Genomic DNA, 26,553 nt, shown 5'->3' with positions numbered 1-26,553 from the left:
TATACAAAGCAGACGGATTCTCTTTTTTATCCGTGCGAAAGTATAATTCGTGCTTTTTTCGTTTTTAAAATTATTCAAGCATTATGGAAACAACAGAAAAAATTATCATATACCAAGTTTTTACCCGCTTGTTTGGTAACCAGAACAAGACCTGCCGTCCAAATGGCAGCCTTGAAGAAAACGGATGTGGAAAAATGAATGATTTTACCAAACAGGCCTTGCACGAAATAAAAAAATTAGGTGCTACGCACATCTGGTACACCGGACTGATAGCACATGCTTCGCAAACAGATTATACCGCATACGGCATTTCTAAAAACCATCCTTCCATTGTGAAAGGGAAAGCAGGCTCTCCGTATGCCATCCGCGATTATTATGACATCGACCCGGACTTGGCCGAGCATGTAGACAAGCGTATGGAGGAATTCGAACATTTGGTTACACGCAGCCATGAATGCGGACTGAAGGTCATCATGGATTTTGTTCCTAACCATGTGGCACGGCAGTATCACTCTCTGGCCAAACCGGCTGGTGTAAAGGATTTGGGTGAGGAGGATGACTGCTCTCAGGATTTCAATCCACAAAACAATTTCTACTATATACCGGGACAAAAGTTAGCAGGCGAAATTGACCTTTATGACCCGGAACAGGGGAATTACGAAGAAATGCCGGCCAAGGCTACCGGAAACGACCGCTTTGATGCATGGCCCAACCGGAACGACTGGTATGAAACCATCAAGCTGAATTATGGAGTAGATTACCTGCATCACACCGGAGGACATTTCGACCCGATTCCGGACACCTGGAAAAAAATGGAGGACATACTGAGCTACTGGGCCGGGAAAGGTATCGACGGTTTCCGTTGTGACATGGCCGAAATGGTGCCTTGCGAATTCTGGGGATGGGTCATTCCGCGCATCAAGGCTGCATTCCCGCAGATTATCTTTATTGCCGAAGTATACAACCCGAATGAATACCGTAACTATATTTACAACGGACATTTCGATTACCTATATGATAAGGTAGGACTTTATGACACACTGAGAAACATTACTTGCGGATATGGTTCAGCCACCGGAATTACCCATTGCTGGCAAAGCGTGGACGATATTCAGGACCACATGCTGAATTTCCTGGAAAACCACGATGAGCAGCGCATTGCATCCGACTTCTTTGCCGGCAATCCTTTCAAGGCTGTTCCTGCCTTCATCGTATCTTCCTGCCTGCGAAGCAATCCAGTCATGATTTATTTCGGACAGGAATTGGGCGAAAAGGGAATGGACTGCGAGGGTTTCAGCGGACAGGACGGACGAACCACCATCTTCGACTATTGGAACGTAGACAGCATTTACCGCTGGAGTAACCGCGGGCGCTGGAATACGCATCTGCTCAGTGAAAAGGAGAAGGAGCTGCGTAAAACTTACGAAACCATCCTGCATATCTGCCAGAAAGAACAGGCTATCAGCAAAGGTGAATTCTTCGACCTGATGTATGTGAACCTGAACGGCTGGCAGATGAACGAACACAAACAGTACGCTTTCATGCGCAAATACGGTCAGGAAGCACTCTTTATTATCGTAAACTTCAGTGATACGGCAAGTCAGGTAGCAGTTAATGTGCCGGCTCATGCATTTGAATACTTTAAAATGACTCCATCTGCCCAATGCAATGCCAAGGACCTGCTTACCGGAAAAACAGAGAAAATCTGCTTCACGCCCGAAAATCCCACTTGCACGGAATTGCCAGCATACGGTGGAAAGATTTTTAAACTAAAAGTAAAATAAGCAGCCGAAACAGGACCGATAGCTTTCAAACGTAAATAGTTTTAATTTATTTTGTTTGGAAACTTGAAACAAAAAGGTATCTTTGCACAAATAGCATAACTTTGTGCAAACTATAAATACAATTATATGGAAAAAAGTTTTTTGGCCTTCATTGAGGACAGCATCAAAAAGAACTGGGACCTGGATGCCCTGACAGACTATAAAGGTGCCACTCTGCAATATAAGGATGTAGCACGTAAAATAGAAAAACTGCATATTCTGCTGGAAGAAAGCGGTATCAAGCCGGGCGATAAGGTGGCCTTGTGCGGACGCAACAGTTCGCACTGGGGAGTAGCCTTTTTAGCTATCCTGACATACGGTGCGGTAGCAGTTCCTATTCTTCATGAATTTAAGGCAGACAATGTACATAATATCGTCAATCATTCTGACGCTCGTCTTCTCTTTGTAGGAGATGTGGTATGGGAAGCATTGAACGAGGCTGAAATGCCAAATCTGGAAGGTATCATTCTGATGACCGACTTTACCTTGTTAGTATGCCGCAGCAAGCAGCTGGAATATGCCCGCGAACACTTGAATGAAATGTTTGGAAAGAAATTTCCACGCAATTTCCGGAAAGAGCATGTCAGCTACCGAAGAGATACTCCGGAAGAGCTGGCACTTATCAACTATACCTCCGGAACGACCAGCTTCTCCAAGGGGGTAATGCTTCCTTACCGCAGTCTGTGGTCGAATACACAGTTTGCATTTGAGGTATTGACCCTGCAACCTGGCAATAAGGTAATCTCCATCTTACCCATGGCACACATGTACGGACTGGCATTTGAATTTATCTATGAATTCTGTGCAGGCTGCCATGTGTACTTCCTGACCCGCATGCCAAGTCCCAAGATTATTTTCCAGGCCTTTTCGGAAGTAAAACCCAACATTGTCATTTCAGTTCCACTTATCATTGAGAAGATTATCAAAAAGAATGTGTTGCCTAAGCTGGAAACACTGAAAATGAAACTTCTGCTGAAAGTTCCTTTGATTAACGATAAGATTAAGGAAGCCGTACGTGAACACATGGTGCAGGCTTTCGGTGGAAATTTCTACGAAGTCATTATTGGAGGAGCAGCCTTCAATCAGGACGTAGAAAGACTACTCAGAAGCCTGGATTTCCCGTATACGGTAGGATATGGAATGACTGAATGCGGACCGATTATCTGCTACGAAGACTGGTTGCGCTACAAACCGGGATCTTGCGGAAAAGCAGCCCCACGCATGGAAATAAAGATCGACAGTCCGGACCCTCAAAATATTGTAGGAGAAATCCTTACAAGAGGAGAAAACGTGATGCTGGGATATTACAAGAATCCGGAGGCAACTGCACAAGCCATCGATGCAGAAGGTTGGTTGCATACAGGTGACTTGGGAGTAATTGATAAGAACGGAAATGTTACCATCAAGGGACGAAGCAAGAATATGCTGTTAGGACCATCCGGACAAAATATCTATCCGGAAGAAATCGAAGAAAAGATTAGTAACCTGCCGTATGTATGTGAAAACATTGTGATTCAGCAAAGTGATCATAAACTGGCTGCACTTATCTATCCAGACTTTGAAGAGGCATACAAACAAGGGTTAACCGACGCCGATATTGAAAGAATCATGGAAGAAAACCGCATGGCAGCAAATGCGGAACTTCCTGCTTATTCTCAGATTACGCGCATCAAGATTTATCCGGAAGAATTTGAAAAGACACCTAAGAAGAGCATCAAGCGCTTCTTATACCAAGAAGTCAAGTAGCAAGTAGCATCATGAAACGAACATTTATATCCGCGTTCCTGTTAGGAAGTATCCTGACAGGAACGCACTTATCTGCACAGGAAACGAAACCGGTATCAACCTTGAAAAAAGGTCCGAACGTTTCACTGAACATCACCAATAAAAAGAAATTCCCGCCAAGGACATACGTAAACCTCGGCTTGTTTAGCAATTATTCTTGTTTGAACGGACTTGGTATCAACGCGATTTCCAGCCTTCAGCATTATAATTCATATGGTATGCAGATTTCCGGATTTACCAATGTATCTGGACTAAAGTCTACAGGGGTACAAATCTCCGGTATTGCCAATGTGACGGGTAAAAGAGCTTGCGGATTTATCCTTTCCGGTCTGACAAACGTCACAGGTACTTCTGCATACGGTTTATCTATTGCCGGTTTAGGAAATATTTCCGGAGGAGACATTAAAGGCGTAGGTATTGCCGGTTTGGTGAATGTCAGTGAAGATACCAGAGGACTCGCCATCTCAGGCTTGGCCAACGTAAACAAGGACATTCAGGCAGGACTCATTATTGGAGGACTGATGAACGTTTCTGGAAACTCCTCCAGAGGTGTACAACTGACCTCGCTATTGAACGTAAGTGGAAAGTCTAACCAAGGATGGCAATTAGCCGGACTTGGGAATGTGAGTGTAGAAAACAAAGGGGTACAAACCGCATTGCTCAACTACAGCGTCAATAACAGAGGAGTACAGTTAGGAGTAGGAAATGTCAATACTAAAAACAGTTCCAAAGGTTATCAGATTGGAATTGTCAATGTAAGTACAGACAGTACGGCCCATCAGATTGGCTGTATCAACCTGAAGCCACAAACCCGCGTACAAATGATTATATCCGGAGGTAATGCCAATAAAGCCAGCCTGTCTATCCGGTTCAAGAACAAATATACTTATACGCAAATCGGTACAGGTGCATACTATCTGGGCGTAGACAATAAGCTTTCCGTCACAGGGTTCTATCGTGCCGGCGTGTATCACAGCCTGACTGACAAATTAGACCTCAGTGCCGACCTTGGATATTATCACATCGAATCATTGGAAAACAAGCACAACGGCTATCCGGCCCGCTTATACGCTCTCGAGCCACGAATAAGTTTGGAATATAGCTTGACAAAGAAATTCGGTCTGTTCCTTTCCGGTGGATACGGATGGACCCGCACATATAAAGGCAACCAGGCTTATGACAAGAAAATGGTGATTGAAGCAGGAATGGTTTTGTTCTAAACAAAGCCATTCCTTTTTTATTGCAATAAAAGATTTTACTTATCCATCAAACTTGCAGAACGCACACGGCTCAGGGTTTCCGGTGTCATTTGCAACAAAGAAGCGATATAGACCAAAGGAGCACGCTTCAGAATTTCGGGATGCAGCTGAAGCAGTTTATTATAACGTTCATGCGCCGATTCAAAACGCAACGTATCAGCCTTTACCTGAGATTCAATCAAAGAGGCTTCAAATAGCTTGCGATACCACACTCCTATCTCAGCATCTTTTAAAGCCAATTGTTCTATTTTATCTTTAGGAATACCCCATGCAATGGTAGGCTCCAATGCTTCAATCATCAGGCGGGTAGGTTCTTCCTTCAAATAGCTTTCCAAACAAATCACGACGCCTCCTTCATACGCTATATGTTCGGTCAAGTCCTTATCGTATTTAAAATAAAACTGACGTGTCAATCCCTTTTCCAGATAGAGCATGGAACGACAAACATCGCCTTCATCCAGTATACGTTCACCCTTCTTAAATTTCCGGCAAATCAATATATCGGCCAGTTCATGAATCTGCTCCCGGCTTAAAAGACATTTCATCCCGGAAACCATAATCTTGGCTACTTCTATATTTGTCATCATATCATTCTGTTTATAAAATACTTATTTGACCTTGATGCGATCGAAACCTTCTCCAAACACACCAATAACGGCACTCTGCGAAACAAAAGCCTTGGGGTCAATGTCTTTAATCAGACGGAAAATAGTGTTGGATTCTCTTTTCTTAGCCAGCACAAACATCATTTTCACTCCGTTATGAGTATAGCAACCTACCCCGTCAATAAACGTAACTCCACGATGCAAGTCTTTATTGATACGGGCACCTATTTCCTCATATTTGCTGGATATAATAAAGAACTGCACAGACTGACGGGCACTGTTTACTACCTGGTCCAATACAAAACTGGATATAAAGAGCACCACATATCCGTAAACCACTTTTTCCCAATTATGCAGTACCAAATAACTTGAAGAAATAATAATTACGTCACAAATCAAGATAACCCTTCCCAACGTAATGTCACGATACTTATTGATAATAGCTGCAATAATATCGGTACCTCCCGTACTTCCGTTGGCAGAGAATGCGACTCCAATACCGGCTCCACAGAAAGAAGCTCCCAGCACACACGACATAAAAGGCTGGTCATGAATCAGTTCCCCTGTAACAAACTTCTGAATTACACTCAATATAAACGTCAATGTAAAGACGGCAAATATGGTCTTCAGACAGAATTTCAACCCTAGAATCTTCAAAGCCAGAAGAAGCAAAAGAAAATTTATAATCAGATAAGTATATTGTACAGGAAAACCTGTGCCCCAATAAACGATAGATGCAATACCCGGCACCGCTCCCGAAGGAATATCACTTGGCAACAGAAACACGGTCCATCCAATACCATACATAATCATACCCAAAGCAATCATTAAATAATCTTTGGTCTCTCTCAAAATTTTCTGCTTTCTAGTAGCAGGCAAAGCTGGATTCATTTTCGTATAGATTATCTTTAAAATTTCCAGGTGCAAAAGTAAGAAAAATTCCATACAATTGACTTATATCAATTTCAAAAAATAAGAAAAATAAAGCAGGGACAATCTTTTAAAAATGACATGATTTTCGTACTTTTGCCGCCAAATAGAAGAATAAATGGCATTAGTCAACGAACACCTGCTCAAATTACCGGAAAACTACTTGTTTACCGATATTGTGAAAAGAGTTAATTCTTTTAAAGTGACACATCCCCAGGCCCGCATTATTCATTTGGGAATCGGCGACGTGACCCTCCCCATCCCCAAAGCATGTGTAGAGGCTATGCAAAAAGCGGCCGGTGAATTAGGAAATCCCAACACATTCAGAGGGTACGGACCTGAGCAAGGATATGACTTTTTAATCGAAGCTATCTTAAAGCATGACTACGCCGCCCACGGCATTTATTTTGATGCCAATGAAATTTTCATCAGCGACGGTTCCAAATCGGATACGGGCAATATCGGCGATATACTGCGCCACGATAACAGTATCGGAGTGACAGACCCTATCTACCCGGCTTACATTGACTCTAACGTTTCATGTGGAAGAGCCGGTACATTGGAAAAAGACGGCAAATGGAGTAATGTGGTGTACATGCCCTGCCGTATAGAGAATAATTTTATCCCAGAAATTCCCAAGCAACGCATTGACATTATTTACCTCTGCTACCCCAACAATCCTACTGGAGCCGTATTGAGTAAAAGTGAACTCAAAAAATGGGTCAACTATGCCATAGAGAACGATGCACTGATTATCTTTGATGCCGCATACGAACGATACATACAAGACCCGGATATTCCTCATTCCATTTATGAAATAAAAGGAGCCAAAAAAGTGGCCATTGAATTCCGCAGTTTTTCAAAAACTGCAGGCTTCACCGGTGTGCGATGCGGTTATATGGTAATCCCTAAAGAAGTGACAGCCGCCACTTTGGAAGGCAAACGGATTCCGCTGAACAAATTATGGCTCAGAAGACAGTCCACCAAGTTCAACGGTGTATCTTACATCACCCAGCGAGGAGCAGAAGCTATTTATACTCCCGAAGGAAAAGAGCAAGTGAAAGCCATGGTACAATATTACATGGACAATGCACGAATCATGAAAAAGATGCTCTCGAAGACAGGCATACAATTTTTTGGAGGAGAAAATGCTCCGTATCTATGGATAAAAGCACCGGATAACCAGACTTCCTGGAAGTTCTTCGACAAACTTCTGTACGAAGCTCAGGTGGTAAGCACGCCTGGAGTTGGTTTCGGCCCAAGCGGCGAAGGCTATGTACGTCTGACCTCTTTCGGCGAACGCCACCAATGCGAAGAAGGCATCCAGCGAATTTGTCAGTGCCTGTAAACAAAACGACTTGTAAATATAGAAATCAAATAACTCAAATAAGAAATAAGGTATTATGTCAAAATTAAGATTCAGAGTAGTAGAAAAGGCATTTCACAAAAAACCGGTAGAAGTGGCCTCGCCAGCAGCACGCCCAAGTGAATACTTTGCAAAATATGTATTCAACCGCGAAAAAATGTTCAAGTATCTGCCGAACAACGTATATGCCAAACTCATTGATGTGATTGACAACGGTGCCACCCTCGACCGCAGCATCGCCAATGCAGTAGCCGACGGAATGAAAAAATGGGCGATCGAATTAGGGGTGACCCACTATACACACTGGTTCCAGCCGCTGACGGAAGGTACAGCCGAAAAGCATGATGCGTTTGTGGAACACGATGGAAAAGGTGGCATGCTGGAGGAGTTTTCAGGTAAATTGCTTGTTCAGCAGGAATCAGATGGTTCTTCATTCCCCAATGGAGGTATCCGCAATACATTCGAAGCCCGCGGATATAGTGCATGGGATCCGTCTTCACCTGTCTTCGTGGTAGACGACACCTTGTGTATCCCGACCGTATTCATTGCTTACACAGGAGAATCACTCGACTATAAGGCTCCATTGCTGAAAGCATTGAGTGCCGTAAACAAGGCTGCTCTGGATGTAATGCATTACTTCGACCCCTCTGTAAAGAAAATCATTTCGTACCTTGGATGGGAGCAGGAATACTTCCTGGTAGACGAAGGGTTGTATGCTGCTCGCCCGGACTTGCTGCTGACTGGCCGCACTTTGATGGGACACGAAGCTTCCAAAAACCAACAGTTGGAAGACCATTATTTTGGAGCTATTCCAAGCCGTGTGGCTGCCTTTATGAAAGATTTGGAAATCCAGTCACTGGAACTGGGTATTCCTGTCAAGACGCGCCACAACGAGGTAGCTCCGAACCAGTTCGAACTTGCTCCGATTTACGAAGAATGTAACTTGGCAGTAGACCACAATATGCTGGTTATGTCACTTATGAGAAAAATAGCACGCAACCATGGTTTCCGTGTGCTGCTTCACGAAAAGCCATTCAAAGGTGTAAACGGTTCCGGTAAGCACAACAACTGGTCACTTGGAACCAACACCGGTACTTTATTGATGGCTCCGGGAAAAACTTCTGAAGAAAACCTGCGTTTCATCACCTTTGTAGTAAATACCCTGATGGCTGTTTACCGTCACAACGGACTGCTGAAAGCTTCCATCATGAGTGCTACTAATACTCACCGTTTGGGTGGTCACGAAGCCCCTCCTGCCATCATTTCTTCTTTCTTGGGAACACAGCTCAGCAAAGTGCTCGATCACTTGGAAGAAAGTACCAACGACGACTTAGTGTCTTTGGGAGGCAAACAAGGCATGAAACTGGATATTCCTCAGATTCCAGAACTGCTGATTGACAATACAGACCGCAACCGTACTTCTCCTTTTGCATTTACAGGAAACCGCTTTGAATTCCGTGCTCCGGGTTCAGAAGCTAACTGTGCCAGCGCCATGATTGCGCTGAATACAGCGGTAGCCGAACAGCTCATTGAGTTCAAGAAAGAAGTAGATGAACTGATAGAAAAAGGAGAACCTAAGATTTCTGCTATCATCCAGGTAGTTCGCAAATGCATCAAGGAATGCAAGCCTATCCGTTTCGACGGTAACGGCTACAGCGATGAGTGGAAGATAGAAGCAGCACGACGCGGTTTGGACTGCGAAACCAGCTGCCCGGTAATTTTCGATAACTACCTGAAACCGGAAAGTATCCGCATGTTCGAATCAACTGGTGTCATGACCCGCAAAGAGCTGGAAGCCCGTAACGAGGTGAAATGGGATATGTATACCAAGAAAATCCAGATTGAAGCGCGTGTATTGGGTGACCTGGTAATGAATCACGTGGTTCCGGTAGCCATTGAATACCAGACAAAACTGATAGACAATGCATACAAGATGAAATCGCTGTTCTCAGAAGAAGAAGCTCAGACTTTATCTGCTGAAAACTTGGCTATCATCAAGGAAATTTCAGAACATACTTCCTTCATCAAGAAGCATGTAGATGAAATGGTAGAAGCCCGCAAAGTGGCTAACCGTATTACCAGCGAACGCGAAAAAGCCATTGCTTATCACGATACAGTAGCTCCGATGCTGGAACAAATCCGTTACCACATCGACAAACTGGAACTGATTGTCGACGATCAGATGTGGACACTTCCGAAATATCGCGAACTGTTGTTCGTTCGATAATTCCGGCATACAAGTCCTACCATTATTTTATTATCCCCGAAAGACTTTGATTGGCCAAATTGCTCCTGAAAGCCTTTCGGGGATTTCTTTTCTGCATACTTTTTCTAACATTTTGTCTGACACGAAAGAATTATTTTCCACAAAGTATATATCTTTGCAGCATGGAATGGCTAATTAATTTATTTGTGGAACAATCCGCTCTTCAGGCGGTCATCATACTGTCGTTGATTACGGCAACCGGATTAGGATTAGGGAAAATTCATGTCTGCGGTATCTCCCTTGGAGTCACATTTGTTTTCTTCACCGGAATTCTGGCCGGGCATTTAGGGCTCGCCATTGATTCGCAAATGCTCAGCTATGCAGAAAGCTTCGGATTGGTTCTCTTTGTCTATTCATTAGGGCTACAGGTCGGTCCAGGATTTTTCAGTTCATTTCAGCGAGGCGGGTACCGTCTGAACCTGTTAGGATTAGGAGTCATCTTCCTCGGTACAATAATGGCCGTAGTGCTGAGTATGACCACTCCCATCAGCCTGCCCGACATGGTAGGTATTCTTTGCGGAGCCACCACCAATACTCCTGCATTAGGTGCCGCACAGCAGACACTGAAGCAATTAGGAGAACCCACCAGCGGAGCTGCCCTCAGTTGTGCCGTAACCTATCCGCTCGGAGTTGTGGGAGTTATTTTTGCCATCGTTGTTATCAGAAAGTTCTTTGTACGCCCATCTGACATGCAGGAACATGAACATGACGATTCCAACCACACGTACATCGCTACTTTTCAAATACATAATCCCGCCATCTTCAACAAAAGCATACAGGATATTGCTCAGGTAGGCTATCCCAAATTCGTCATCTCACGACTCTGGCGTGAAGGTACCGTGAGCATTCCGACTTCCGAAAAGATACTGAAAGAGAACGACCGTATTCTGGTAATCACGACCGAAAAAGATGCGCCTACACTGACCATTCTGTTCGGTGAACAGGAAAAACGGGACTGGAACAAAGAAGATATTGACTGGAACGCCATTGACAGCAAACTGATATCCAAGCACATTATCGTCACCCGACCGGAAATCAACGGAAAGAAACTGGGTTCACTTCGTCTGCGCAACACATATGGCATCAATATCAGCCGCGTGCTACGAAGTGGTGTACAATTGCTGGCCACTCCAGGACTGGTACTGCAATTAGGTGACCGTCTGACGGTAGTAGGTGAAGCGGCAGCCATTCAGAATGTAGAGAAAGTACTAGGGAATACCGTAAAAACACTTAAAGACCCTAATTTAGCTTCTATTTTTATCGGTATCATACTAGGACTCATCGTAGGTTCCATCCCTATTGCTATTCCAGGTATCAGTTCACCTGTCAAATTGGGATTGGCAGGCGGACCGATTGTAATCGGTATCCTGATTGGATCCTACGGGCCTCGTCTGCATCTGGTGACTTATACCACACGTAGTGCTAACCTGATGCTCCGAGGTATTGGATTGTCTCTCTATCTGGCTTGCCTTGGACTGGATGCCGGAGCACACTTCTTTGAAACGGTTATGCGTCCGGAAGGAGCCTTGTGGGTAGGCATCGGATTCCTGATAACCTTTATTCCTGTCGTTATCATGGCGTTAGTGTCCCTTCGCCTGTGCAAAATGGACTTTGGAAATACATGCGGTATGCTCTGCGGAAGTATGGCCAACCCAATGGCACTGAACTATGCCAATGACATTATTTCAGGAGATGAACCTTCGGTAAGCTACGCGACAGTCTACCCTCTCGGAATGTTTACCCGCGTCATTATTGCACAATTAGTGCTTATGTTATTTTTATAGAAACTTTTAAATCACTCGATATCATGAAAACCTACAAACAAATTACCCCGGAAATGATACAGAAGGACATCCGCTACCTGGAACTCCTTTCACACGATTTCCCCAACCTGGCTGCAGCCAGCACGGAAATCATCAACCTGGAGGCCATTCTAAACCTTCCGAAAGGAACGGAACATTTTCTGGCCGACTTGCACGGGGAATACGAAGCTTTCCAGCATGTGCTCCGCAATGCTTCCGGAGCTATCAAACGGAAGGTAAACGAGATTTTCGGCAACAACCTCCGCGAAATGGAGAAAAAGGAACTCTGCACGCTGATATATTATCCGGAGCAGAAGTTACAACTGGTAAAGGAAGTGGAAAAAGACCTCGTGGACTGGTATGTCATCACTCTGAACCAGCTGGTAAAAGTCTGCCAGAATGTATCATCCAAATATACACGTTCAAAGGTACGCAAGGCACTGCCTGAAGAATTCTCCTACATCATTCAGGAGTTACTTCACGAAAGTCCCATGGACCCCAATAAGCAGGCCTACATCAATGTCATTATCCGTACCATCATTGACACACGCCGCGCCGATGACTTCATCATTGCACTGTGTAACCTGATACAGCGACTGACCATCGACTCACTGCATATCTTAGGAGACATTTTCGACCGTGGTCCTGGTCCTCACATCATCATGGACACGCTTTGCGACTATCATAACTTCGACATCCAATGGGGTAATCACGACATCCTCTGGATGGGAGCCGCATCAGGAAATAATTGTTGTATTGCCAACGTACTGCGTCTGGCTATGCGCTACGGCAATCTGCCGGCACTAGAAGACGGATACGGTATCAACCTGCTTCCGCTGGCTACCTTTGCCATGGAAGCATACGCCAACGACCCATGCGAATACTTTGCTCCTAAGATTGCCCCCGAAAGCAGTTCATACAATGACAAGACCTTGCGGCTCATCTCACAGATGCACAAGGCCATCACCATTATCCAGTTTAAGCTGGAAGCTGCTGCCATCCGACGTCATCCGGAATTTGACATGGACAGCCGTCTGCTGTTGCACCACATTGACTTCAAGCGGAAAGTATTCCAGCTAGACGGAAAAGATTACGAAATGCGCGACTGCCTGTTCCCGACCATCGACCCGGAAAACCCATACCAGTTGACGGAGGAAGAAGAGGAAATCGTACAGAAATTGCACAAATCTTTCACGGGAAGCGAAAAATTGCGCAAGCACATGAAATGCATTTTCCGTTACGGATGCATGTACAATGTATGCAACTCCAACCTGCTCTTCCATGCTTCTATGCCGATGAATGCCGACGGAACACTCAAGGATGTTGAAATTCTTGAAAAGAAATACAAAGGAGAAGCCTTACTCAAGCGTGTTGGCCAGCTTATCCGTACGGCTTATTTTGCAGAAGAAGACAATTCTGAAAAAGCATTTGCCAGAGACTTCATCTGGTACCTGTGGTGCGGAAAGAATTCTCCCGCCTTCGACAAGAGTAAAATGGCTACCTTCGAACGTTATTTCCTGACCGACAAAGAAACCCACAAAGAAGTGAAAGGCTATTATTACACCTTACGCGACCGTGAAGATATCTGTGACATGATTCTGGATGAATTCGGCGTGGAAGGAGAACATCGCCACATCATCAACGGACATGTACCGGTAAAAGCGGTCAAAGGCGAGAAACCGATTAAGGCCAATGGTAAACTGATGGTTATTGATGGAGGATTCTCCAAGGCTTACCAACCGGAAACGGGCATTGCAGGCTACACGTTGGTATACCACTCACGCGGTTTCCAGCTTGTACAGCACGAACCCTTCACTTCTACCCAAAAAGCCATTGAAGAAGGACAAGACATTAAGTCGACCACCCAAATCGTAGAATTGAGCAGTCAGCGCATGATGGTGAAAGATACCGACAAAGGACGCGAACTGATGGTACAAATTGAAGATTTAAAGAAACTGCTGGTAGCTTACCAGAACGGTATCATCAAAGAAAGAGGTATTTAAGCTTCTACCATATTATTCAATCAAAGAAAAAGAGACTATTTCGTTTTACCGGGAAATAGTCTCTTTTTTATTACACAAAATAAAAATGGTTGGCGTCCACACAATCACTTGCTCACACGCCAACCGAAATCTAACTAACTTTTGTTTAACTATTATTTATTGCCAATATAATAGCCTAAATGAGTAGGTTGATTATAACCTATATTCTGCATCGCCTGACTCATGTCATAAGTATGATCTGTCATAAGATGCGGGAAACGATGCTCTGTCGGATAATTCGTAGAGAAAATATAAATCGCTGACTGATCTGGAGAACCCATGATAACTTCCTCACGCCAGTCACCCAAGAAATCACCATAATAACAAGGATTATATTTTGTACTATGATTACCCTGATTGCTTCCATATCCAGTTGCAAAATTCACAAGACGGTTCTTGTCCGTTCTCGGATTAGCTTTATAGCTTACAATCAAGGCACGGTCAAACAACTCACGTGTCAGCTCTCCACTCCACCAAATTGCCGCATTATATAGTGTACCACCACCAATACCAGTAGGCATATCAGGACTTACAGGTGCATCTGTAGGACCACCACAATTGTACATTCCAGAATTCATTGAAGACCAATATTCCATATTCGGACTATCAGGATCTACATCTGCTACAATACAACGTCCCACATCACCACGTTTTCCAGCTCCATGAGCAGAAATCAAAGAACCATCACGTGCATCAATAACCTGACATCCATATCCTAATCCTTGTACAGAATATGTATTTTCTTCCTCAAATGAAGCAACAATCTGCAAGCCGTCACGATCTTTGATAAACTTACCTACATGCAAACAGTCTCCATGTCCGTTTCCTGTACACCAAAGCTCATTTCCATTGTCATCAATTGCAGCTTGTCCATACAATACTTCATCTTTTCCATCATTATCCAAATCTGCTACACGGAAAGCGTGAGAACACATTGCCAGCCATTTTTCGTCATGATCTTTTGTATCAAATTTCCAACGGTTTTCCAGCTCTGATCCCTTCAAATCAAAGGCCCAAACTTGCCAGTTCTTATACACACCACGAGTTACAATCAAACTCGGATTAGAAGTTCTAGCGCCTGTTGTTGGATCTGGAATTCCATCCAAATAAGCAGCTCCAATAAAGAAACGATCCATACGATTTCCGTAATCGTCACCCCAGTAATCTCCCCAATATTCAGCACGTGCTACTTTAGAACCTTCTCCTCCGCGAGGAATATTATCCGTACGTGCAATTTCACGACCGTCATATCCACGACATATTGAGATATACTCAGGACCTTCAAAAATCAGACCACAAGTAGTAGGAAGTTTTGCACCTGAAGCCCATCCGGCACCATTTAAATCACGGATACGATAATCATGTACTTTTCCATCTTCACCTGTAATCATTTTTCCATCTGCAAACTGAGTACCTTCGGCAGAGCGGAAAGCGATTTCACACAGTCCATCACCATCAAAATCATACAATATATAAGAAGTATAATGAGAACCCGAACGAATATTAACTCCCAAGTCAATACGCCATAGGAAAGTTCCATCCAGTTTATAGGCCTCCAACAAAGTGGTACCACTATGCCATCCTCCTTGATTTGCTCCATCATAAGGTTCACGTTTAATCACAATTTCCATTTCACCATCACCATCCAGTTCACCTACCTGAATATCATCTGCTACATAAGAACCGCTTTCCGGCAATTCAATTGTAGAAGGATTTGCATTCAATGTAATTTTACGGTAATAAGTTTGAGCCATCTCTGGCGTAAAATCACACTCACAAACAGTTTCAGTGCTTCCAGATAATGTGACACGATAATGATTTGCTTTTGTAGCATCTATATTTTCATCCAAGAAGCAAGTTGAATTAAGCAGTGCCTCGCCATTCAATTTTACTTCCTGCCCTCCATCTACCGATTTATAAATATCAAATGCCACGTCAGACGGATCGCTTTGTAATAGTCGCCAGCTAACTAAAGCACCATGTATAAAAGTAGTAGAATTAGCAACCGCATCAGGAGTAGGATCATAACTTACCCACATAGCCCGACCGTCTTTTATCACTTCTGAGGGAAGTGCAGGCAGTTCTTCTGTATCACTACCTCCTGGCTGTGGAACCGGAGTCTCTTCATCAGAACATGCTGATAATGCAAAAAGACAGACAGCACCTAAGAAACTTGTAAATAGTCTTTTCATGATATATTTTATTTTTTAATATTTATACTTGATTTCCAATCTGGAATCCAGGCTTACCAGCCCGGATTCTGACCTAAATTAGGATTCTTCATTCTTTCAGATTGAGGTATAGGGAAGAAATACATCTTATCGTCCCACTGACGAGTATTCTTCACAATTGCATAAGAGTAGATACCTGTTCCATCCGCATTGTCACCAGTCTTAGTTATTTGCAAACCGTCTACACTTGAAAAATATTTATCAGCTTCTTTCCAACGGCGAACATCCCAAAAACGATGTCCTTCAAAAGCAAGTTCCACCATACGTTCTTTCTTATATGCTTCCCAAAAATCTTCATTTGACATACGTAACGGGAAAGCAGGCATATTCACTCCTTTACGCTCACGCGTCATACTGGCAGCCTGTCGAGCCGACATAGTAAACTCGGCATCCGTTGCATCTGCATTTCCTAAATAACGGAATACAGCTTCCGCATAATTCAAATAGAATTCTCCCAAACGATAAGTAATCCACGTATGATAAGCTGACTTATAAGTACTATTAGAACGAAGGTCAATGTCTCCCTGACAATATTTCTTCAAATAATATCCCGTTGGAGTACCTCCATTCAAAGGCTGTCCATTTGCACCTCCCTGATAAGTATAAATTGGAGTTTCATTCCAAGTAGGCCATTCTACCTCTTCATTTACACAAATTGTCATTTTCAAACGTGAATCACGGTTCTCATAAGGTTTTGCAGGATTAAACACGGTACTTCCTTCCGCTTTCCATACGCCATCAACCAAACGAACCGGATAACCGTCGGTAGTTTCATATGCATCCACCAGATTTTGTGTAGGGCAGTTTCCTCCTTTTCCACCTTCAATACCGGCAGGATAATTATAAGATTCCATAGAACTTGACTCCTTGTTGGCACGACGACCAAAAATCAACTCATCAGTTGCATTTTTATAGTTATTCTTATCCCACAAAGAAGCATAATCATCTACCAGCTTCATTCCACGATTGTTCACACAATAATCCAGTAACTCTTTATTTGCCGTAGCTGCACGATGCCACAATTCTGGATTATTTTCTGTGTTGAACAACGGACTTGCCGCATAAAGAGCTGCACGAGCTTTCAAAGCTAATACGGTAGCCTTATTTACACGTCCTGTTTCTGGAGATTCACTAGGCAGTACCACATCTGCTGGAAGATTAGCATAATCTTCTATTATCAAGTCTTTTATCTCATCACATTCAGAAATAATATAATCAAATATATCCTTAGCAGGAGTACGACCTAAAGAATTACTTTCATCGGCAGACATAAAATGATCTGTAAATGGAACATCACCATATTGTCGCACTAAATTAAAGTAGAAATAAGCCCTCAAGAAACGTACCTCATACTGGTAGTTATTATAACGGAACATCTGAGGCTTATAGTCTGCATTCTGCTCTAACTCTGGAAATGTCAGGCCAAGATACTTATCCAAGAATAAATTACAATTAGAGATACCAGAATAACAAGTATTCCATGTCCCACTTTGAGCATTTATCGGACTCCAAGCCCCGTTATAAAATGTCTCAATAGAGTTTCCTGTATATGCATACTGTGATTCATCTGTAGCCGATCCTATTACTGCACCTGAATAATTTCCAAAATCGGTATCTAGATCCAAGTAAATAGTAGTAACCAGACCTCCTACATTTCCAAAATTCAGCTTCACAAAATCTTCATCATAATTATTATATTCATGGTAGTTCATTTGGTCTGAGCACGAAGCCAATGCTCCCATACACAACATACCATAGACAATTTTTCTAAGTTTCATTCTTCGTTTCTTTTAAGATTAAAAACCTACTTTCAAACCAACAATCAGACTCTTGTTCAATGGGTTTGTCGCTCCATAAGATTCAGGGTCTAACACATCAATCTTATCAAAGCACAGCAAATCAACTCCTCGTACATACAATCTTGCATCTCCGATGAATTTGGTTTTCTGCAACCATGATTTAGGGAAGTTATAATAAACTTCAATATTGCGGAGTTTCAAGAACGAACGGTCAGCCAACCACACCGTATTTGTCTGGTAGTTATTCGTATTGCTCTGAGTACTCAATCGAGGATATTTTGCATCTTGATTATCAGGAGTCCAACGATTTTCATAATAATGAGTAGAAAGCGTAGTTGTGCTCAGCAAAGGCCAGAACATACTCTTCGTATTCAGGATGGCAGAATAACGGCCTGTTCCCTGGAACTGAGCGTCAAAGCCAAGTCCCTTCCATTCTGCTCCCAAATGGAACGTATAGTAGATTTCTGGAGCAACAGTGCTATAACCTATAGCCGTTACGTCATTACTATTGATTACTTTATCTCCATTCACATCACGGTACTTAATATCTCCTGGATATACTGTTCCGAAACTTTGAGGCAAGCTATTAGCAATATCATCTGCATCTTTGAAGAAACCTACAGCTTCCAAACCATAAATCTGATTCAATGAATGACCTGTTTGCACAAGATTATCATACATTCTAGGTTCTTCCAACTGCTCTTTAATTTCGTTTCGATTCCAGTTAAAGCTACCTCCTGCATTCAATACTACATCTCCGATACGCTTCGTATAATCAAGGCTAAACTCACCTCCCCAACTATCTACCACACCTGCGTTTTCATACGGAGGAGTCTGTCCTAAGACAGCTGTATATTTACCTTCAGAAGAAACCCAGATATTATTTCTACGCTGGTAATACGCATCGACTGAAAGATTCAAGCCTTTAAATAAAGTCGCATCTATACCGACATTATATTTATATCCTCTTTCATGCGTATAATTTGTACTAGCCAAACGCCCGAGTTCTGTAGTACCAAATGTAGAATCATACGCACTATTGAACATATAGCGTGTACCTGTTGTTGTATAAATCTGATCCCAATAATCATATACATCACTAGCTGGCAAATAATCTGCATTGATAATACCAAATGAAGCACGAAGTTTCAAAAAGTCAATCCATGCTGCATTATTCATAAAATCTTCTTCAGAAAGTACCCATGCTGCAGACACTGTAGGAGAGAACGCCCATTTATGTCCTGGAGCAAGCAGACTAGAACCAGAACCTACCAAAGCCAGATCCAGGAAATAACGCTTATCATATCCATAATGAGTAAACCATGACACATTCTGACGATAAATAGTCGTATTCAACCCGTATGAATCACGATATTCATATTCCCATTTCAACTGAGAATATACATCATGTTTATCACCGAAAGTACGATTATAATCAAAACCTCCCGAGAAATTGAACTGACGTGCCCAATTATTAATACTTGCACTCTTTCCCATTTCAGTAGGTTCACCAGCTGTTGTATGAGTATACAAAGGTCCGGTCAACTCATCATAAGACACCACATATCCTCCATACTGGTAAGCCTGACTGTGATCTTCCCAAATTGAAGAATAATTATCGTATGCCAAGCGGAAATTGAACCCAAGTCCCTCTGTAACAGCAGACAAATCCTGATTTAATGTAATATCGGCAAACAAGCTACGTGTATGCCCCTTAGAATAAGCTGCTCCTTGTGATTGAGCTACCGGATTCTGAGTACCTAACCAAGTAGTATTGTTTCCTCCCCACAATCCATCTTCATCTTTAATAGGAAAAGCCGCTGCAGGTACAGTGTAAATCATGTCCCAAAGATTTGCAGAAGCACCCGGACGAAGAGATTCGGACAAAGTTCCCAAAATATTCACTTTCAGTTTTGTGGTTCTGCTCACGTCAATATCCATGTTAGTACGTAAATTTGCACGCGAATATTTATTCTGAGTAGAATACCCATCATTCATATCACCTTCTTTAACAAAACCTCTGTCTGTTACTAAATCAAGCATAGAATAGTAGCGGAATTTAGATCCACCTCCACGGAATTCAATTGTATATTTATTGGAAATACCTGAATCCTTAAACGTCTCATCCAACCAGTTCACATTCGGATACAAATAAGGGAAATCTCCATTACGGAAATATTCCACTTCCTTATCTGCATAACGAGGAGATAAACCTTCATAACCACGTGCCTCATTATAAGCTTGAGCATAGGTAGATGCATCTACAAATTCCGGTTTACGATCCATATAATTATTTACGTGATCATACGTAAACCTGATTTCCTTAGAATTGTATTTACCGCGCTTAGTTGTAATCAAAATTGCTCCGTTAATGCCTTTATAACCATACAAAGCAACAGCTGCGGCATCTTTCAGAACAGATACAGATTCTACTTCTTCAGGACTCAGCAAACTCATATCTCTTTCCAGTCCATCAACCAATATTAATGGAGAGCTGCTAGACAGACTCTGAAGTCCTCTCACATAGAAAGTAGGTTCCACATCTGCATAGTTTCCTGAGTTTTGCAGGACCATCATACCCATACCCTGTCCTATCAGAGAATTAGATACATTTTTAGCACTGCGCTTATCAAAATCCTCATTATAAATAGTAGACACTGCAGCAGTAGATTCAGAACGAGTAAAAGTACGGCCCGCTCCTACATCGATAGACTGTCCTGCATAATTCAGCACAACTTTTACCAATGATTTTCCTTCAGCCTTTACTGTAGTCATACCTTTATCCACAGACACAATATTCAATTGTTGCCCCGCAGAAGCCTCTATTGAAAATTTTCCATCTTTATCAGTCTCTACTCTAGTTTCCGGCATACCCTTCACCATGACAGAAGCACCATAAACCGGATGCCCCCATTTATCGACAACCATACCTCTGATATTGTTGTCTGCATCTTGAGCACCAGCAGGAATAGCCAGACTGGCAAGGCATGCCCACATCAGATTTTTATATTTTTTCATAAAGCTATTATCAAAAATCAATTACATATACATTTATAAATCACCATCCTGGATTCTGAATTAATCCATAACCTTTATTAATTTCAGTTTGAGGGAACGGTGACAAATACCATTTCGGCTCAAAGCCATAATCCCACCAATAACGACGCACATTATAAAGAGTAAATTTCTCATAATCAAAATGAACAGGCTGAGCGGCTCCTTTATTTTGATCTCCTTCAAACCATTTCTCTTCTACACGTTCTCCTTTATCATTCAAACGATAAATCAGCAACCCATGTAATTCCTTTTCAAAACGGTCTGCGCGTTTATAACGAATCAAATCAAAGAAACGTGCATCTTCCATGCCAAGCTCACACACACGTTCGCGCAACAATTCTTCCAACAGATTGTCTTTATTAGATGTCAGATTTTTTTCTGGATTACAGTCTTCCAGTTTGCCTAACCCAACACGTTCACGCACTTTATTAATCCAAAGCAAAGCACCTTGATTATCTCCTTTAGTCTGTAACAATGCTTCCGCATAAGTAAGGTAGATATCTGATAAACGTAAAGTTACCCACTGACAATACTTACGCTGATATTCTGTTCCGATATAATACTTCATGTTATCGTATCCTGTAGCAAAACGCATGGTTTCAAACTTAGAGTTATTTCCGGCATCATAGCCGCCTACCCAAAGTTCATAAGGTTGTCCTGACATCAAACCAGCCGTATTCGACCAGTCCAACATTTTAGGCAAACCATTGACAATCACGGTTTCATACAAACGAGGGTCACGGGTCAATTCCAGATTCTTATCGGCCAATGTTCCTTTCATAAACATTTCATCCAGTTTTCCAGCAGCTTCTGTTTCCTCCCAGTTAAAAGGTTTTCCATCAGCCCACGGGAACATTTCCACGTATTCTTGTGTAGGAGTATAAGAATTACGCCCCAAATCACTCCAATTATGCCAAAAATAAGTACTGGAGTTAAAAGCATCTCCCATTTGCACACGTACAGAATGGAGCACCTCTTTACTACCCTGATACAAATATCCCATACGATAAGCATAGCGATAACCTGCTGGAGTTGTGTTTACAGAGTGATTCAATTCATAGAATCCACGAGCCTGCAATTCGCGCATAAAGTCCTCACATGCTTTCAAGCAATTGTCCCACAGTTCCTGACGATAACCACCATACCATACCAAGTGCTGCTGTTCAGCTTCTGAAGCGCCTCCTGCATAGCCCTGATTATCATTAAATAAAGGAGATGCCGCAAACTGCCAAATCTTACATTTCAATGCCATAGCTCCTGCCATTGTCCATCGCCCTACATAAGTAGAACTTCCATCCGCATCATCACCAACTCCATAAGCCCAAGGAAGTACTCCAGAATTAATCGCCTCATCCAGCAACTTAATCATAAAGTTCACTGTTTCTTCCACAGTTGCACGAGGACACTCATAACTAGACTCATTTCCTTCGAAAGAGGCAGTCAGCAAAGGAAGACCACCATAATGACGGAACATATCAAAATAGCGTACAGCCATCAGACATTTTGCTTCAGCAATCATACGTGCCTTCTCATTTTCATCAAGATTTGGCACACGATCAATATTTTCCAGCAACAGCCAACACCAACGTACAACCTCCCATACTTTCTCATCATTGTAACAGAATTTATCCTGACGACGACCATAGTTTGCAGTATGGATACCGCTATAATATTGAGTGTACAACTGTGCATCACGCCAATGCAACTGCCAACAGTCTGTTAAAGCCTCAATTTTTCCACAATACGGACTACTAGATACCGGCAAAGAGGTATCATCTTTATAAGGTAGACCATAATATTGACGTCCATATATTGAATTCAGGAACTGCTGTGTATAGATTACGCTCCCGAATACCGTATCTATGGTTGCACTTCCTCCCGGTGCTTTTTCCAAGAAAGAATTGCCAAATTTCATATCGTCCACACAAGATGTAGCTACTAAATTAGCTGCTACACATGCGCCGAACAGAAGTTTATATCCTAGTTTCATATTTTCAATCTTTATTTTTTAAAATCCTAGCTTCAGGCTTAATGTGTAAGTTTTAGACAAGGGATAAGAAGGAGCACTAGATGCTCTAGTTTCCGGATCTCCCCACAAATACGGAGTCAGAGTCCACAAGTTATATCCACTGAATGCCAACTGGAACGTATTTAATCCTAACTTCTTCATTACAGGAAGATTAAAATTATAAGCAACTTGCAATGTTTTCAATCGCAGATACTTAGAATCTTGTTCATACAATGTAGAAGTAGCATAGTTATTATCACGATTATCAAAAGTTGCGCGAGGATATTTAGCACTCTGTGAAGGATTTTCCTCTGTCCATGTATTATTCAAGTGATATGCCAGCAAACCTCCCTGAGAAGCATCAGCAGCTGCATAGAAAGGCTGACGGAATACATCCGAAATCATACGGCTCACATTCCAGGCACCCGTCCATTGGGTATTTACTTCCCAGTTCTTCCAGCTGAACCCTAAGGTCAAACCAGCCATATATTCCGGATCATCTGTATAACCGTAATCGTAACTCATATCATTTGTATCAATTTTACGGTCACCATTCAAGTCCACATATACCGCATCTCCATCTCTCAAAGTCTGAATCTGTTCTGGATATGGGCGATTAAATGTCTGCTCATACAACTCTGGAGTCTGTTCATCATAATAACGGAAGAATACATATTGTGAACGAGCTCCGATACGGCGTCCCTTAGTATACTGATAATCATAACTTTGAGGTGCCTGCTTGTTTTCCAAGATTTCATTCTGGTTATAAGACAAATTGAAGGTTGCCCAATAGCGGAAATTTTCTCCAATTTTATCATTCCAGTTCAATGAAAGCTCCCATCCCCAACTCTTTACCTCTCCAAGGTTAGCATAAGGTACAGTGAAACCCAACAGACCAGGAGCGGTACCGTCAATCAACAAGATATCCTTACGATGCTCTTGGAAGTAATCAACAGAAGTACGCAAGCGATCATCAAAAAAGTTCATGTCTACACCATAGTTCTGCTTCAAGGCAGTTTCCCATCCTACATTAGCATTATTTTTTGAAGATTCACGTGTACCCAAACTAGCAGTACCATTCTCTATACCAAAAGAGTAGGCATAACCTCCATTACGGTTCGGCAAACCAGAATTGTTCACTTCGTAAGGATCAGGCGTATAAAGGAAACGTAAATTTTTATTAATCGGGCGGTCATTACCTACCAATCCGACACTGGCACGAAGCTTAAGGAAAGTTACCCAAGGTTTTAAAGGCTGGAACCATTTTTCCTCACTCATAATCCAACCGATAGATCCTGCAGGGAAAGTACCAAAACGACGTTCTGGAGCAAAGTTCTCAGAACCATTATAACCAATATTAAACTCAGCCATATAGCGGTTTTTCCAGTCATAAGTCACACGGCCAACAAAGCCAACGTATCCACGAGGAATATCGCTATACATGCTTCCATAATAATATTCCTTTGACTGATTATACAAGAAAAGAGCAGTTACATTATGATCGCCAAAAGAACGAGCATAGTTCACTCCTAACTCCATATACCAGTCACGAGATTTACCAGTACCATATGAATATTTTACATCTGTATTCTCACCTGATTTACGATAAGCCAGACTTCCATCTTCTTGTAAAACAGGAGTATAAGTTGCCACAGCACCTCCAGTACCAGTCTTTGTTACTACAAATCCACTATTATATGAACCCTTCAACTTCAATGAAAGTCCTTTTGTAAGGAAATCAAGTTTCTGTTCCAGTGAAAGGTCTGCATTTAGCTTATTGTTGCTGACTTTATCAAATCCAGCTCCATAATAAGCCATACCAGTACCTCCGGTAAATGGCAATTGTTCATCATTATAATCTGTAGCTGTAGTGATAAATTTTCCATCTACAATACCCGGACTAGAGAACGGAGTAGCATAATACATATTTTTAATCATACCAGACGTTCCCTGACTCGTGTGAGGCTTACTGTTATTATCTACATTTCCAGCCACATTAAATGATAAAAGGGTTGATTTAGTGACATTAATATCAAAGTTTGCACGATAGTTAAAACGCTTGTAAGAATAACTTACATCGTATGGCAAGCTAAAACTGTTAAACAAACCACCCTGTGTATATGCACCAGCAGAAATAAAGTAACGTACTCTGTCGGTACCTCCAGAAACACTCATGTTGTGTTGACTCTGCAGTGCTGCACTTTTCATAATATAATCAGCCCAGCGAGTATCCGGGAAACGTATAGGATCAGAATGAGTGCGGAACTTCTCTACAATTGCATCTGAAAAAACGGGATCTTTGCCATCATTTTTCATCAACTGATTGTAGAAAGTGGCATACTGATAAGAATTAGCCTGTTCCACCATCTTGGTAGGCTGAAGCACCGTTGCCGAAGTTGAGAATGAAATTTTCGGCTTTCCTTCCTTACCGCGCTTTGTTGTAATCAAAATTACACCATTGGCACCACGAATACCAAACACAGCTGTAGCAGAAGCATCTTTCAATACTGTCACGCTCTCAATTTCATTCGGGTCAATATCAGTCATACTTCGTTCTACACCATCTACCTGAATAAGCGGAGATGAATCATTGAAAGTAGCCTTACCACGCACCAGGATATCGGCAGCATCCGCACCCGGTTCACCAGAATACTGTACGGTTGTCAAACCTGTCATCTGACCACCCAACACATTAGTGACCGAACTTACTGGAGTACGCAGCAATTCTTCAGAACCTACACTTGAAATAGCTCCAGTCACACTGACTTTTTTCTGTACACCGTATGCCACTACTTGTACCTCACCCAGCATGGTCGAATTGTCTGATAAGGTTACCCGCATATTTGCTTTTGCAGGAACTGTTACCGATTCATATCCGATGAAAGAGATTGTCAGTTTTGTACCTGGTTTGGCATCAATCATAAATATACCGTCAATATCTGTAATAGTACCCGTAGTAGTACCTTCAATGATGACATTCGCACCGATAACGGGCTCACCATTACTATCAACAACCGTTCCCTTGATAGTTCCCTGCTGCTGAGTGGCTTCTACCGCAGCGTATGCCTTTTCTCCAAAAAGTGGAGAAACAGCCACAGCTGAAAGAAGCATCGCCATAGGAAGAGCGGTTCTTTTTATATAATTCTTTTTCGTATTCATATTACCGTTTTACATTTTTGATTTTAAAAAGCTAACATCATGCGGAATTGCCCAGCACGTGAACCACGTTCACAAATCAAATTATATGCTCCTCCGTCCATACCATGAGTCCACTGAAACGTATCATTACGTTGAGTACTTGACCAATAATGTCCTGTCAAAGCACCATTATCAACAGATGTCATTTCTTCACCGCCAACCTTTATGATACTCTTATTAATATTAGTCAAATTATCAGCAACTTGCTGCCATTCTTTAATAGAAGGAATATACCAAGGAGTCGCAGCAAAAGGAACCGCTACAGCATTACGATAGGCCACGATAAAGCTATAAGCATTATCGCAAGTAGAAGGAGAACCTTTACCTTCTTCTGTTACCATAAGTCATCAAGACCGTATTGTTATAACCAAAGAAAGCCGGG

Annotated in this window: 15 protein-coding genes; 7 read left to right on the top strand and 8 right to left on the bottom strand. The window is 42.3% G+C overall.

Annotation, left to right across the window (positions count from 1 at the left end):
- The first annotated feature begins 83 nt into the window (after positions 1-83).
- From WKT20_RS04890 to WKT20_RS04880, 3 genes are all read left to right on the top strand, one after another.
- Positions 84-1,784: an alpha-amylase family glycosyl hydrolase gene (locus WKT20_RS04890; protein WP_340416960.1), complete on the top strand. Its 1,701-nt coding sequence runs from the start codon at positions 84-86 to the stop codon at positions 1,782-1,784.
- Positions 1,785-1,910: 126 nt separating this feature from the next.
- Entirely contained in the window at positions 1,911-3,569 is a 1,659-nt protein-coding gene (locus tag WKT20_RS04885) for an AMP-binding protein (protein WP_117701313.1), read from the top strand.
- Between the two features lie 11 nt (positions 3,570-3,580).
- Entirely contained in the window at positions 3,581-4,828 is a 1,248-nt protein-coding gene (locus WKT20_RS04880) for a hypothetical protein (RefSeq protein ID WP_117701311.1), read from the top strand.
- Positions 4,829-4,863: 35 nt separating this feature from the next.
- On the opposite strand, the gene WKT20_RS04875 is transcribed toward WKT20_RS04880, so the two are convergent.
- Positions 4,864-5,454: a Crp/Fnr family transcriptional regulator gene (locus tag WKT20_RS04875; protein ID WP_117701309.1), complete on the bottom strand. Its 591-nt coding sequence runs from the start codon at positions 5,452-5,454 to the stop codon at positions 4,864-4,866.
- A 21-nt stretch (positions 5,455-5,475) separates the two neighbouring features.
- Positions 5,476-6,363 carry a YitT family protein gene (locus WKT20_RS04870; RefSeq protein WP_040313286.1) on the bottom strand — a complete coding sequence of 296 codons (888 nt, stop codon included), beginning with the start codon at positions 6,361-6,363 and terminating at the stop codon, positions 5,476-5,478.
- A 157-nt stretch (positions 6,364-6,520) separates the two neighbouring features.
- Here WKT20_RS04870 and WKT20_RS04865 point away from each other — a divergent pair, with 157 nt between their 5' ends.
- The 4 genes from WKT20_RS04865 to WKT20_RS04850 all read left to right on the top strand — a co-directional run bounded on the left by WKT20_RS04865 (position 6,521) and on the right by WKT20_RS04850 (position 13,839).
- Positions 6,521-7,750, top strand: a complete 1,230-nt coding sequence (locus tag WKT20_RS04865; protein WP_117673070.1) for an LL-diaminopimelate aminotransferase — start codon at positions 6,521-6,523, stop codon at positions 7,748-7,750.
- Positions 7,751-7,805: 55 nt separating this feature from the next.
- Entirely contained in the window at positions 7,806-9,995 is a 2,190-nt protein-coding gene (locus WKT20_RS04860) for a glutamine synthetase III family protein (RefSeq protein WP_340416959.1), read from the top strand.
- A 161-nt stretch (positions 9,996-10,156) separates the two neighbouring features.
- Positions 10,157-11,818 (top strand): putative transporter, encoded by a 1,662-nt coding sequence (locus WKT20_RS04855; protein WP_117701306.1) that lies wholly within the window; start codon positions 10,157-10,159, stop codon positions 11,816-11,818.
- Positions 11,819-11,841: 23 nt separating this feature from the next.
- Positions 11,842-13,839, top strand: a complete 1,998-nt coding sequence (locus WKT20_RS04850; RefSeq protein ID WP_340416958.1) for a fructose-1,6-bisphosphatase — start codon at positions 11,842-11,844, stop codon at positions 13,837-13,839.
- 152 nt (positions 13,840-13,991) lie between these two features.
- On the opposite strand, the gene WKT20_RS04845 is transcribed toward WKT20_RS04850, so the two are convergent.
- From WKT20_RS04845 to WKT20_RS04820, 6 genes are read right to left on the bottom strand one after another with little or no spacing between them, the layout of a single operon-like run.
- Positions 13,992-16,070, bottom strand: coding sequence for a rhamnogalacturonan lyase family protein (locus tag WKT20_RS04845; protein ID WP_340416957.1), 2,079 nt, complete (start codon positions 16,068-16,070; stop codon positions 13,992-13,994).
- A 53-nt stretch (positions 16,071-16,123) separates the two neighbouring features.
- Positions 16,124-17,887, bottom strand: a complete 1,764-nt coding sequence (locus WKT20_RS04840; RefSeq protein ID WP_117701302.1) for a RagB/SusD family nutrient uptake outer membrane protein — start codon at positions 17,885-17,887, stop codon at positions 16,124-16,126.
- Between the two features lie 18 nt (positions 17,888-17,905).
- Positions 17,906-20,926, bottom strand: a complete 3,021-nt coding sequence (locus tag WKT20_RS04835) for a SusC/RagA family TonB-linked outer membrane protein (RefSeq protein ID WP_278562200.1) — start codon at positions 20,924-20,926, stop codon at positions 17,906-17,908.
- A 40-nt stretch (positions 20,927-20,966) separates the two neighbouring features.
- Positions 20,967-22,955, bottom strand: coding sequence for a RagB/SusD family nutrient uptake outer membrane protein (locus WKT20_RS04830; RefSeq protein WP_340416956.1), 1,989 nt, complete (start codon positions 22,953-22,955; stop codon positions 20,967-20,969).
- Between the two features lie 18 nt (positions 22,956-22,973).
- Positions 22,974-26,132 carry a SusC/RagA family TonB-linked outer membrane protein gene (locus WKT20_RS04825; protein ID WP_340416955.1) on the bottom strand — a complete coding sequence of 1,053 codons (3,159 nt, stop codon included), beginning with the start codon at positions 26,130-26,132 and terminating at the stop codon, positions 22,974-22,976.
- Between the two features lie 23 nt (positions 26,133-26,155).
- Positions 26,156-26,512, bottom strand: coding sequence for a hypothetical protein (locus WKT20_RS04820; protein WP_340416954.1), 357 nt, complete (start codon positions 26,510-26,512; stop codon positions 26,156-26,158).
- Between the last annotated feature and the right edge of the window lie 41 nt (positions 26,513-26,553).

Source organism: Phocaeicola sp. ICN-14070, assembly GCF_037892625.1.
Classification (GTDB): Bacteria; Bacteroidota; Bacteroidia; order Bacteroidales; family Bacteroidaceae; genus Phocaeicola; species Phocaeicola plebeius.
Note: the sequence above shows the minus strand (reverse complement) of the source record. Positions and strands in the feature narration are given on the sequence as shown.